The 11762-nt window shown below is 54.3% G+C and carries 16 protein-coding genes and 1 pseudogene; all 17 read right to left on the bottom strand.

The window, feature by feature from the left end:
• Nucleotides 1-2: 2 nt before the first annotated feature.
• Nucleotides 3-896, bottom strand: coding sequence for a DUF2163 domain-containing protein (locus BM258_RS01715; protein ID WP_090068205.1), 894 nt, complete (start codon nucleotides 894-896; stop codon nucleotides 3-5).
• Nucleotides 893-1561 carry a DUF2460 domain-containing protein gene (locus BM258_RS01710; RefSeq protein WP_244544554.1) on the bottom strand — a complete coding sequence of 223 codons (669 nt, stop codon included), beginning with the start codon at nucleotides 1559-1561 and terminating at the stop codon, nucleotides 893-895. The genes BM258_RS01715 and BM258_RS01710 overlap by 4 nt, the downstream gene beginning before the upstream one ends.
• A 91-nt stretch (nucleotides 1562-1652) precedes the next feature.
• On the bottom strand, nucleotides 1653-2255 hold the full coding sequence (locus tag BM258_RS01705; RefSeq protein ID WP_090068203.1) for a phage tail tape measure protein: 603 nt from the start codon (nucleotides 2253-2255) through the stop codon (nucleotides 1653-1655).
• Nucleotides 2256-2342: 87 nt separating this feature from the next.
• A pseudogene (locus BM258_RS25045) lies at nucleotides 2343-2504 on the bottom strand (phage tail assembly chaperone); the annotation flags it as partial.
• A 38-nt stretch (nucleotides 2505-2542) separates the two neighbouring features.
• The gene (locus tag BM258_RS01695) at nucleotides 2543-2956 is read right to left on the bottom strand and encodes a gene transfer agent family protein (RefSeq protein ID WP_090068200.1); all 414 of its coding nucleotides are present in this window, start codon (nucleotides 2954-2956) and stop codon (nucleotides 2543-2545) included.
• Between the two features lie 17 nt (nucleotides 2957-2973).
• Nucleotides 2974-3387 carry a phage major tail protein, TP901-1 family gene (locus tag BM258_RS01690; RefSeq protein ID WP_090068198.1) on the bottom strand — a complete coding sequence of 138 codons (414 nt, stop codon included), beginning with the start codon at nucleotides 3385-3387 and terminating at the stop codon, nucleotides 2974-2976.
• Nucleotides 3388-3441: 54 nt separating this feature from the next.
• Nucleotides 3442-3858, bottom strand: a complete 417-nt coding sequence (locus BM258_RS01685) for a DUF3168 domain-containing protein (RefSeq protein WP_090068196.1) — start codon at nucleotides 3856-3858, stop codon at nucleotides 3442-3444.
• Nucleotides 3855-4112 (bottom strand): hypothetical protein, encoded by a 258-nt coding sequence (locus BM258_RS01680; protein WP_090068194.1) that lies wholly within the window; start codon nucleotides 4110-4112, stop codon nucleotides 3855-3857. The genes BM258_RS01685 and BM258_RS01680 overlap by 4 nt, the downstream gene beginning before the upstream one ends.
• On the bottom strand, nucleotides 4109-4468 hold the full coding sequence (locus BM258_RS01675) for a head-tail adaptor protein (protein ID WP_175527866.1): 360 nt from the start codon (nucleotides 4466-4468) through the stop codon (nucleotides 4109-4111). Before BM258_RS01675 ends, BM258_RS01680 begins: the two co-directional genes overlap by 4 nt.
• Nucleotides 4469-4519: 51 nt before the next feature.
• Nucleotides 4520-5080: a head-tail connector protein gene (locus BM258_RS01670; protein ID WP_090068190.1), complete on the bottom strand. Its 561-nt coding sequence runs from the start codon at nucleotides 5078-5080 to the stop codon at nucleotides 4520-4522.
• A 144-nt stretch (nucleotides 5081-5224) separates the two neighbouring features.
• Complete coding sequence (locus tag BM258_RS01665) at nucleotides 5225-6493, bottom strand: phage major capsid protein (RefSeq protein ID WP_090068188.1); 1269 nt, start codon at nucleotides 6491-6493, stop codon at nucleotides 5225-5227.
• Between the two features lie 52 nt (nucleotides 6494-6545).
• Nucleotides 6546-7286: an HK97 family phage prohead protease gene (locus BM258_RS01660; RefSeq protein ID WP_090068186.1), complete on the bottom strand. Its 741-nt coding sequence runs from the start codon at nucleotides 7284-7286 to the stop codon at nucleotides 6546-6548.
• Between the two features lie 160 nt (nucleotides 7287-7446).
• Entirely contained in the window at nucleotides 7447-7626 is a 180-nt protein-coding gene (locus BM258_RS01655) for a hypothetical protein (protein ID WP_090068184.1), read from the bottom strand.
• 1 nt (nucleotide 7627) lies between these two features.
• Entirely contained in the window at nucleotides 7628-8899 is a 1272-nt protein-coding gene (locus BM258_RS01650) for a phage portal protein (RefSeq protein ID WP_090068182.1), read from the bottom strand.
• A gap of 23 nt (nucleotides 8900-8922) precedes the next feature.
• Nucleotides 8923-10221, bottom strand: coding sequence for a DNA-packaging protein (locus BM258_RS01645; RefSeq protein WP_090068181.1), 1299 nt, complete (start codon nucleotides 10219-10221; stop codon nucleotides 8923-8925).
• A complete protein-coding gene (locus tag BM258_RS01640) occupies nucleotides 10166-10747 on the bottom strand; it encodes a hypothetical protein (RefSeq protein ID WP_090068179.1) in 582 nt (193 codons plus the stop codon). Before BM258_RS01640 ends, BM258_RS01645 begins: the two co-directional genes overlap by 56 nt.
• Before the next feature lie 354 nt (nucleotides 10748-11101).
• Nucleotides 11102-11638: a YcgN family cysteine cluster protein gene (locus BM258_RS01635; protein WP_090068177.1), complete on the bottom strand. Its 537-nt coding sequence runs from the start codon at nucleotides 11636-11638 to the stop codon at nucleotides 11102-11104.
• Nucleotides 11639-11762 lie beyond the last annotated feature (124 nt).

The raw sequence follows: 11762 nt of genomic DNA, 5'->3' as shown, positions 1-11762 counted from the left end.
GTTTAATCCTCAATAAGGGGAGATCCATCACTTTGTTGCGAAAGAGAGGGATAGGTAAGAATAAAATCGTTGCCCGGCATGTGCGGAAAACCTCGGAAATTGAGCTGATTTGCAAACAGTTTCCGGCACGTCGAAAAGCTCTTGTCACACCCGACGGATACTTTTACGCCGTCTCCAGGAGCGATCTGCTCATGCAATGGCAGCCACAGTTCGAGTTCTTCGCTCTCGCTCAATTGCTGGTGGGAAATAATGTCAAAAGCCATGCCGCTGGCTGCCCCAGATGTCATCTCAAGGCGTCCCATGGAAAGGCGCCCGGCTTCAGGGCGGGTTTCCAACGTGACCACTAACCAGTTCTGCGATTTAATCCCACTGACAACGCCCTTGAAAGTGAGACCCAGCGCATCAAGTTTGAGCCCGCATCTGGCATCTCCAACATTGGCATCACAACGATATTGGAAAACGCGGCCCTTCTCCTGTTCCATATCGATAGAAAGAGAGCGGATTTCAGCCTGAAAACTTTGACGGTCTCGCTTGATCTCCCCCAGATATCCGGTCCGCAGCAAAAGGCATTGATCGGTAGACTGCCAATTCACACACCAGGTTTCGATGGTGGCAGCATCATAGCGTCCACTCATGAGGTCTGCTTCGGTGATGCGGTCGGAAGTTAAAACGCCCGAGATGTCCTGATCATCACTGGCAAAACCATCGCTCTGCCGAATTTCCGAGCCGGTAAACCCGGTATCCGGTTCACAAGAAACGCCATTCAGTTCTATGGTTCGATCATGGTCTGTAAAACCAAGACAGAATCCGTCCACACGCCTCAAGATCCAGCAAGTGGCCAATGTTGTGGTGCCACTCTGTAGATGAGCCTTCATTTCATCTGAAAGCACTTTCATAGCTTCACCTCCACCAAAGGAATGGATGGAAGATCGCCAGCTTCAAATGCACTGAATGAGAATTCTAGCTTGTCGATATCAAAGCGTACTGGCACATCAAACGTGAACCCCGCCGTAACCTGCTCACCGGCATCAGGTGCTCGATCGAATAAAATCACGCCATTTGTTTCATCTACTGAGTAATCGGTCGTCTCTTGTCCTGCGATGGCAACCCTCACGCTACCTTCAACCGGCTTGACGATATTGCGCACATAGGGCGCATAATCAGCGCCGTATGTTTTCTGTAGCTGGAAGTGCGTTGTTTCCCCATCGCCAGTGCCAATCCGCTGATCGTTAGGTTGAGGCGCTCTTCCGGCATCGCAAGACGCATGATCAAAGGGATCACGGAAACGAAATCCATAGAGCCGCCCCCGACGCTCCTCATAGAATCGCAAGACAGTCTGCAAATCTGCTATCGAGCGCAGGCCGACGCCCGCATCATAGCTGCGTCTGGAATCCGCCCAACGGGCATTGCGTTCTTCAAATCCCGAGGCCAGGGTTGCAATATCGGTTCGCCGCTCAGGCCCACCAGAGGCTCCAAACCCTACATCAAGGGGAAAGCGTATCTCATGAAATCCGTTCATTGATTTATCCTGAATATGCAAAGCAAAAAGGGCTGTTTCCATCTCAGGAACAGCCCCTCCCGTAGTCTTGACATGTGTGTACTGCCTCTTTCATGGCCTTTTGCTTCGGCCCCAGTGAGAAGTGTTCATCACCTCACAGGCCGCGGCGACCACGCCCAACAGCGCGCGCCAGCTTAGTCGCGATCTGGGTTTGCGATTTCGAAAATGACTGTATGTCGGGCGTACTGACATTCATGACGATGTTGACCGCCGGTCCACTTGCGCCCGGCACTGCCACACCTAATTTTCCATCAGCACCTCGCTGAAGCGGCAGAATGGCCTCTGCTCCGGCTTCTCCCATTAATCCGGTGCCCGATCCTGTCGGGAACAGCGTCGGAGCAGACACCACGCCTCCCTTGGCAAAGGGCGTCAGACTGCCGAACAGAGATGCTCCGCTTGCCCCGCTTGAAGAGGTGAGTGAAGAGAATAGCCCTGAGGCAAGGCCAGATGCCGATCCCGAAACAAGTTGCTTAAGCGGCTCCACACCGGCGGACAGAGCGCTTTTGCTTAAATCAAGTGCAAGTTTGCTGAAAAGCGTTTCGAGATTTTTGCCACCGACGATCGCATCTTCGAAAGCATCAGCAATCTTGTCGCCAAGCTTTTCGGCCTGTTTGGTTGCAACCGATAGGTCTTTTGTGAAGGCCTTCATATCTGCCTCGACTTTCACGACAGCCGTTTCTACAACTTCTTCAGCCATAGCAGCCCCCTTCTCTCTTTAAGGAACGGAAACAAAAACAAGATCAGCAGCAGAACCGTCTCCGAGCCGGTTGGTCTCTTTCGCTTTTCAATCTGGAAAGGCTGCGCTGAGTGTCTGAAAATCTTCACGGGACATGGACGGACTGCGACTGGGAGGGCCTCTCAGCGCCCACAGCAGCTCCTTGGGCGTTGCTGCCCATATCGCAGAAGGTGTCCAGCCAAGTTGCTGGCTTGCCATGGCAAACAGCGTTGCCCATGGAAAACAAGCTAAAGAAGAGGCCGATCCAGCTAAACCAGACCGGCCTTCCCGGGGTTTGTGCCTTTGGCACGCCCTCCTTCATTTGAGGGCATTCCTTTGACCTTGTGGGGAGGTTGCAGAACGCTATCTTCGAGCTCAGGACTGAACGTCTCCTTTAGCAGCTCAACAAGCGCACGTGTGAGGGCGGGAGCGCCTCCCTTACAGCGCATAGACCCCGCTTCAAGATCAGAGATATTGGCACCTCCTGCACGCAAAGCTGCCCCGAGGATTTTTATCAAATCTCCACTTCGCACTCTGCCGCCCGAAAAGCGTTCGGCAAGCGCGCTGATATCATCCAGCCCCATGCTGTCCTCCAGCTCGGCCAACGCTCCAAGAGTAAGGCAAAGTTTGAATGGTTGATCATCAAGAATGAGCGAAATCTCGCCCCGTCGTCTGTTGGCCATATGGCATCCCTCCCCGGTCACAAGGCCGAGAAGGCGAGAGCACCGGCAGATTCCAGCGCCATCTCGAACGACAGTTCATTGTTATGCTGGCCGGAATATTCCAGTGCGGTGATCTGGAATGCTCCTTCAAGGGTTCCAAAATCCGGGATAATCACCTGCCAGGAAGCAATGGTGCCATCGAAGAACAAAGACCGGATACGCTCATCGCTCTCACTGTCTTTGAAAAGACCGCTGCCCGATAGGCTTGCGCGACGTGATCCGGCCCCTGCAAGCAGCTCCCGCCAACGTCCTGCGGATTCGGTGTGGCTGATGTCTACGCTCTCAGCGTTGAACGAGAGCGAGCGGGCACGCAAGCCAGCCACTGTGATATACGCGTCTTCGGTGGTGTTGTGCACCTTGAGCAAAAGGTCCTTGCCTTTTTGTGCTGTCATGGAGATTTCTCCTGATGTTCAAAATGAAAAAATGGAAGCTTTTATCAAGCCGGATCAATTGGATATGCGTTCCGTCACGGCCCTCAACTGCATAATGCCCTGAAGCAGATGGTTTTTACGATCAGGGCGCAGCTCGATGCGCTCGATGAGAAGATTGATCAGGGCATGGTCGGTCATGTCAGGTTCGAACGCGTCCAACAGGGCTCTGAGGCGCGCGAGAATATCCTGTTGTCGCGAGCGGTCATCGGCTGCTGTCCAAATGGTTATGATAATGCGGTGCTCTTCCCCTGTTTCGGTGCCCGTGCTCCAATCGCGCGAATAGCTCGTGGTCAGCGTAAGATAGGGAAACTGTGCATTTCGTTTGGGCTCGTCATAGAGCCGTACCCCACCAAGCAATGTAATAAGGGCACTGTCACTTTTAAAAGACGACAAAATAGCCTGTTCCAGCGCTCCGGAGGACAAACTGGTCATACGCTTCTCCTTTGCTGTGTCAGCCCCTCAAGGAGACTGGAAACAAAACCGGAGGGCGCGTTCTCCCGATCACCATAGTGAGCCTGAAGCAGTTGATTGCCGGATAGGCTAATTGAGCCGCCATCTTCCGAAAGATCGGTTTCAACGGAAATATCCGTGCCCTCTGCCGATGCCTGACTGGTGATTGTTTCGGCATAGGATTCCAGACGGTCAGACAAGAGGCGTTGAGCAATTGCATTGAGTTTGATACTCATGACTGCGCTCCCAATCTGGTGCGCGCCTCGATCAATAGCCAGCGTTTCGTGCCATCTGGATCATGCATGCTCAGACAGTCATAAAGCGCATTCTCGTAAGTAAGCGCAGTTAACGGCTCGAGACCTTCACGGTGACGGATTACAAAGCGAAGCGATAGATTGTTGCTTGCCTGTTCTGCGTTGGTTCGCTCGTTGCTATCCACCGCAAGAAGACCTGCCCAGACCTCAGCCACCAGTTCGAGCGTTTCCGCGCCTCCCCAAGGGGCTGCTTCATCATAGATCGGCTGGTACAGCGCAATCTGATGGCGTAAACCGGCAGGATCGAATTGAAAGGGAGCGAGAGCTGTTTGCGCCACGGCACCCTCCTGTTTTGAGATTGAAAGATCGATCATTTCCCTTGAAATGACCTAAAGGTGAAAGCTTCTGTAGGGTGCAATCAGAGGCGCCATTGCTTTAGCCAAAGCAGGCAGTTGCGCTGGATCAGCAATCAGGCGACGCTCATACCATTCGGCGACGATCATCTTGATCGCCAACCGCAAAGGCTCTGGCACATCTTCCGCCATGGGGCCGAAGCCAGTTTCAACATCGATCTGGAGGCGTTGCTTGCTGCTCAGCAGAAAGCCATCGAGATTGGCGAGCGTTGCCGGATTGTCGGCCTGGAAAATGGAAAGCCCGGAGACGTCCAGTTCGGTCACACTTCCATCGACATCGACGACAGCAAGTGCCAGGAGATCAGATACCGGCTGCAGCGGTAAACGAAAACTCTCCCCCAGCGGCCCTTCCATCAAAACGCGCCAGGTTTGAGTGATAAGGTGATGACCGATCATATGTTCCAGATGCACACGAGCCGCGCTCAAAAAGGCACGGATCAGATCATCTTCGGTATCCTGATCGATCTTCAAATATGCCTTGATTTCTGCAAGGCTGACCGGTTCCACTGCCGGTGCGGTCAAAAGAGTGAGTGACATTTCTTCACCATTACAAATGAAACAATCAAATTGTCGCGCAATGCGACTGTTCTAGATAAGAAAATGCCTTTGCCGGGTGGGAGAAACCGACAAAGGCACCAGTTGGGATGGAGCAAGCTCCACCCACAGGGTCACGCGTAACAATCAGGCAGAGAACTGCATCAGCTTGATGGCGTCATAGTCCTGAACACCGCCACCGACACGCTTGGTGACATAGAACAGAACATATGGCTTGGAGGAATATGGATCGCGCAGAATGCTGAGGCCGAGGCGATCGACGATGAGATAGCCGCGCTTGAAGTCTCCGAAGGCCATAGCACAAGCGTCTGTTGCAATGTCTGGCATATCTTCCGCTTCAGTGATGGCATAGTTCAGCAAAGAAGCTTTGGCACCAATGGCTGCTGGCGGCTGCCAGAGATAGTTACCATCATTGTCCTTAAGCTTGCGAACCGCGGCCTGCGTCGTCCGGTTCATCACGAACTGCGCATTCTGCCGATACCCTGCCTTGAGACTGTAGATAAGATCAATGAGCGGATCGCCGGGATTGGTCGACCCAAATCCACCTGCAGTTCCTGTAGCTATGGCCCCCAGGGAGCCCCAGGCCCAGCTGTCTTCAGCGACCACGGTTTCAGCCATGAAGCCTTTTGGCTTGTTAACGCCGTCACCATTGACGAAGGCTGCTCCTTCCTGTTCGGCAAAGGCGGCTTCCACTTCCGCCGCAATCCATTCGTCAACATTGATCGCCGCATCTTCAAGCAAGCTAGGCGTTGCAGCCGGCATGGCATAAAGCTCCATTGCCGTATAGGACAACTCGGCCAAAGATGAAGCATTGGTCTGAGGCCGCGCTGCCGTTTCACCAACCCAACCGACTTCCGGACCCGATTTGGCGAAAGGCTTTTTCAAGGTCGCACCCGAGATTTCACGCACATCGGCGATGCCACGGATCGGCGAGATAGCAGCGAGGCGTCGCCCGACTTCCGCTTCGACCTGTTCCGGAACCAGATAGCCGCCATCAGGATCAGAACTGATGGACATGGCTTTAGCTTCCAGATCACGCAAATCCTGCTCGACACCGGAGCGAATGTAGCGATTAAAAGCCGTCTTGTGTTCCATAGCGCGAGGAGACAGCAGGGAAGCATTGCGCGCCGAAGACACCCCATCGCCGAGAGAAGGGCGGCGGGCCTTGAGGATGAGATTGTCGAGGGCTGACTGCTGATCATCCAGAGCCTTGGAGATGCGATCGACCTTGTGCTCAGTCAACACATCGGAAGACCGTTTCTCGATTTCATCAAGGCGGTCGTCATTGGCGCGCTTGAAGGCTTCGAAGGAGACCAGAAAGTCGTCAAAGGCCGTTCCGAGTTCTCCGTTGACCAAGGACTTTGTTTCAGGAGACGGGATATTCAGTTCTTTCATGAGAAGACTCTTTTCGTTTGAAATGAGTAAAGGTTTGCGAGAGTCGAAAGGCTTAAACGTTTGCTGCCCTGAGCATGGCTCGGGTCATCTTGCGCAAGGCCGCAAGCTCGCATGAAGGCTCAAGAAAGGCAGCGTCCTGCTTGCCACTGAGGCCAGTGAGGCCATGGGCCATGAGGGCCCGGGCCTGGGAACGGCTCAGCCCAGCGTCCTGCATGAGCTTGCGTTCCAATTCTCTTTTGCTAAGGGGATTGTGATTAGTCTGCAAAACGGCTCCTCCCTCCAGCTCTGATTTGACTGACGAGATGCGCGCATCCGGCTGCATCGGGAAGGTGACGATGGAGATTTCCCAAAGATCCAACTCCAGCAAATGGCGGATACCGCTCTTGGGATCTTTGCTTCCGCGCACGGTGCGAAAACCAATGGAGAGGCCATCCAGAATACCGGCCTTCATCATCGAGAGAATTTCGCGCGCTTTGGCGACTTCGGTTGCCAGCTTGCCACGGACGAATAGCCCCTTGCCGTCTTCCCGGATGGTCAGCCACTGACCGATTGGCTGCGCCGGATCATGCTGATAAAGCAGCTTGATCCCGTCGAGCCCGCGGTCAGCAATGCTCTTGGCAAAGGCGCCCTGTCGGATCACATCATGGCCAAGATCTTCTTTGCCAAACAGGCAGGCATAGCCTTCAAACAGCCCATCATCCTTAACAACATCCAGAGCAGACGGCAGCGCCTTCTTCTCAGTGTCAAGATTTGAGCAATGCTTTGAAGCGTGATAGACATCGATATATTTCATAAGCTTATATCTATTGTTTCACATTGATGTTGAGATGAGGCGGATGCGAGCAACCGGTTCATGGCCCAGATGCGTTTCCAAAGAACGGGAAAAACGGGCAAAAACCTTCTTGTGATCAGGCCTTTCCACAGCGCCCCAAAATGAACTGAATTTCAGTTTACTATTCGAGCAAACTGGTGAGGCGCGCAATCTCCTCGACAAAATCCTGAAAGCGTTTGTTGGATGCAGCCTGTTCTCGCAGGCTCCAGACGAGCAAGCCACTTGCCGCACTGGCCCAGAGAAAAAGCGCAACATGGGCCAGATCTCCCTTTGTCGCGAAAATCTGCAAAGCTTCTGCCACATCATTTCCCTCCCTCGCCTGTGCTGCGGGTCGTGCTCATTGGTGCGTCCGTCGGGCTGTAGCCGACTGCGGTGCGTTTTTCATTTTCTGTGAGGAAGGACGCATTGCCGACGCGGTTCCAGAGCGCCTCCCGCTCGCTTGCCAATGCGGAGACGAGATCTAGATCAATCTTCAAATCGAACGTCTCGTCATAAGCGGGCGAAAGCCAGCGAGCGATATTTTGCAAACAGCGGCTAGCCAGCGGCAGAACCGTTTGACGCCAGAAGGCTCGGTTCGCTTCGGCATAGTTTGAATAGGTGTTGTCTCCGGGGATGCCGAGCAACATGGGCGGGACACCAAAAGCCAGAGCGATCTCTCGAGCTGCGCTATTCTTGGCGTCGATGAAGTCCATATCACGCGGCGACATGCTCATGCTCTTCCAATCCAGTCCTCCTTCAAGCAGCAAAGGGCGTCCAGCATTCATTGCGCCCTGATAGCCTTCCTCCAGTTCCTTCTTGAGACGCTCAAATTGCTCGTCACTAAGGTTTCCTGCTTCAGAAGCTGCATAGACCAGCGCGCCAGATGGACGGGCGGAGTTGTCTAGCAACGCCTTGTTCCAACTGGCGGCTGCATTGTGCACATCGAGGCTTGTCTGCGCCGCTTCTAGCGGGCTGAGTCCATAGTGATCATCATGTGGGTGGAACAGGGTGATATGCAGGATCGGCGGAACGAGTGCGCCGTCATCATTCTGATGAAACCGCACTGCCCTGTTGCCAATGGTATAGTCGTAAGCATCTGGCCAGCCGTTTGGACCGGGCACGACCTTCATCCTGTCTGGCCGCAAACAATGCAATTCTTTTAAACTGCTAGCGCCGAAAACGGCCTCAATATAGGCATTGCCGGAAACAAGCAGATGGCCATAAAGGCTTTCAAGCCATGTCGCACCATCCTGCCGTTCATTCGGGTGATGCAGAAGATTAAGCACTGGATGCTCGGTCAGTCTTTCTCCCCCCACTAGGCAATAGACGGTGGCAGAAGCAGCAGCTTCTGAGATCATGCGGATAGACCGATAGACGATCGGGTTACGCGCATAGCCCTGCAGGGCCAATGCGCCATAATCTCGTGGTGTCCAGCGCGGGCGCCCTGTCTGGTGCACAGAAACAAGAGCGCCGGTCCGAGAATTTTTGCCTTCCAGCGCGCCAGTATCTGCTGCGAGATCAGTGGCGTTTGACTTGGCTTTGTGAATTTGAGGCGAGCGCGAACGCGCCGGCCCTTTCAAGGTCCAGCGAAGCATATGCTTCTTCCTTTCTTGCAGTGTCAGATTGCCCGGACTTTCGGTTGAGACCGATCAGCCAGGCAGAGATGCGTCACAGCCCAAACCATGGCGTCAAGCCTATCGGGGCTTTTTCCAGACGTCAGACCATCGAGCCCGAAGTCACACATTTCATCTTCCAGTTCGGCCATGTTGCCGACATGGCGCACCCGGCCCTGCTCATAAAGAGCGCTGACAGGCTCTGCGCGCAGATATTTGCCACGGGTCGCCCGCACGGATCGCACCGGCACGCTTGCATCAATATTGCCGAGAATAGTGGTCACCATCTCCCCGCCCTGATTGACTTCAGCCACAACGCAATCTGCTTCGAAGCGATGATAGAGCGCGATGGCCTTGTTGGCCCAAGCTGTGGGGCTTGCACTGTTAAGAGTACTGTCTCTTAGAATGAAACACAGCCCATCTCCATCAAGCCCTGCGACAACAAGGCCACAGGCATCGGCGCTTTTGCCAGAGGTCGCAGGCGGGTCAATGGCGACCACAATCCGGCTGAGGGTCGCGGGAGGATCATCAACCCTCAGCCGGTCGAGCTGATCGCGCTTCCAAAGCGCATCGGCCCTGTCTTCAATCAATTCCCCGTCCAGTTCCTGCCGCCCAAGACGCGACCCTTCATAGCGGCGCACGATCGTATCCAGAAAGCCCGGAGCCAGATTGGCCAGGTTGGCTCGTGTTGGTGCATGGCTGATTGCAGATGTCGGATCGGCCATCAACCTCTTGAGCAAAGGTGTAGGCTTTGGTGTCGTGGTTACAATCTGGCGTGGTTTTTGACCAAGGCGCAGACCAAATTGCAACATGTCCCAAGTGGCTTCTGCGTGACGCCACTTGGCCAGCTCATCGCCCCATGCCGCCCCGAACTGCGGGCCCCTTAAACTTTCCGGGTCTTCAGCGGAAAAGATCTGAGCAACCCCACCATTGGGCCATTCCAGCCGACGTCGGGACGGTTGCCAATTTGGCCGGTCCTGTTTGTCGTGAATAGCCAACAGGCCGGATACCCCTTCCACCATCACATCTCGGGCATCCTGCAGGGTTTCTCCAATCAGCGCGATGCGTCCATAGGGTTGGGACGCAAAGGGCGGCCGCCCTTGCACCAGCGCCTTGACCCATTCAGCGCCTGTGCGCGTTTTGCCAGCGCCGCGCCCGCCAAGAACCAGCCAGGAGATCCAATCACCATCGGGCGGCAACTGGTCTGGGCGCGCCCAAAGCTCCCAGTCATACACGAGGCGCCGCAATTCATTGGGTGTCAGACTCGCCAGAAAGTTTGCCTGAAGATCCTTGCTTGAGTCCATCAAGGCGGCGCGCAAGCTCTTCGCGGAGGAGGTCAAGGGTGCCTGTATCATCGTCTCTGTCATCCCCATTTCCATCCTCTTTCCTTGCAGCATCCAGATCAGCCCCTTGCGGGTTGAGCTCCATGATCTTGTCCAGCGTGCGAGCTATTGTGCCGAGCATGCGCGCTTCCTTTTCGTCAAACGCCGCGCTGCCATTTTGCAACTGCTGTTCAAGATGCCGGATTTGCTGGTCCGTTGCGTGATAAAGCCTTCGGACCATGGCCAGATGATCAATTGATGGAGCACTTAGGCCTGACGGCCCTAGAGATGCAGACTGAACAGATGATCCATCTATTGTGGAAGCCTCTTGCGAGGTTTCATCTTTCGTCGCCTCCTCCGATTGCTCCCAGAGCTTTCGCTTCTTTCTCAATGTAGCAACGCTGATGCCATGGGCGGTGGCGATTGCGGAAAAAGAAGCGCGCCCCGCTTTCTCGCACTCGGCACGAATGGCCTTCCAGTCCGGTCTCTTTGACTGTTTCTTTGACATGCCTGTTCCTGATTGTGTCAGTTGTAAATAGCCCGCAGTCACACCGATGAACCATCTGAATGCCGCGATCACTCGCAAGGCATTCAAGGGACAAACTGGCCCCATTGGGCATTTGCAAGAGCATAAAAAAAGCCGCTGCGGCGAACCGAGCGGCGAATAGCTAGATGGACTAACAAGCCCAATTATAAACACACGACAGTCGGAGGGAGCAAAAGTTGCTCACACCTTTCCGACTGTAGCTAATATGTACCTCAGGACCGTTCGCAGGTCAAGAGATTTTCTTTTTAAAGTTGTAATTTTCTTGTTAAAGTTGCGTTTGTGTTGATTTTTCATCAGCTTACAGCTGGGAAAAACTTACTTGTGGTCCCGGTTCAACAATACAGGCTCGTCATCAGGGTCTTCGCCGGGCCAACTGGCCAGATGGTCTTCATAATCTTCCACTTCCATGCCCTCTTCCGAGACAACACGCCCGCGCACGGAAATTCCCGCCTGATGGATTGTATCGGGATCGCCCGACACCAGAGGATGCCACCAGTAGAGGTCATAGCCCTCATCCAGCAAGCGATAGGCGCAGGTTGGCGGCAACCACGAGATGGAGGACACTTTTTCGGCATCCAGCGGAACGCAATCTGGGATCGTTGCCAGTCGATTGTGATAGTCCTTGCAGCGGCAACTATCGGAATCCAGCAGACTGCAGGCGACGTTGGTCCAGATGATTTCGCCCGTGTCCCAATCTTCCAGCTTGTTGAGGCAACAGCGCGCGCAGCCATCGCAGAGCGATTCCCATTCCGCTTGGCTCATCTCATCGAGCCTTTTCACCTGCCAGAAGGGCTTTTCATATTCAGCAGTCGGATCGACTGTGGCGATCAGGTCCGGTTTCTTGTCGGTCATTCTTTTGGCCCTTGTTGGCATTGGGCAGTACCAAAGGGCACTACGGCTGGTCTCGCGCGGGCTTGAGGCATTCTGGTGAATGGCTTATAACTTCATCTTGCCCGTTTCCATAAGATCTGTCGAC

It is taken from the genome of Cohaesibacter marisflavi (assembly GCF_900115225.1).
In the GTDB taxonomy this organism is placed as follows: Bacteria; Pseudomonadota; Alphaproteobacteria; order Rhizobiales; family Cohaesibacteraceae; genus Cohaesibacter; species Cohaesibacter marisflavi.
The sequence above is the reverse complement of the archived record's forward strand: the minus strand, read 5'-3'. Positions and strand labels throughout refer to the sequence as shown.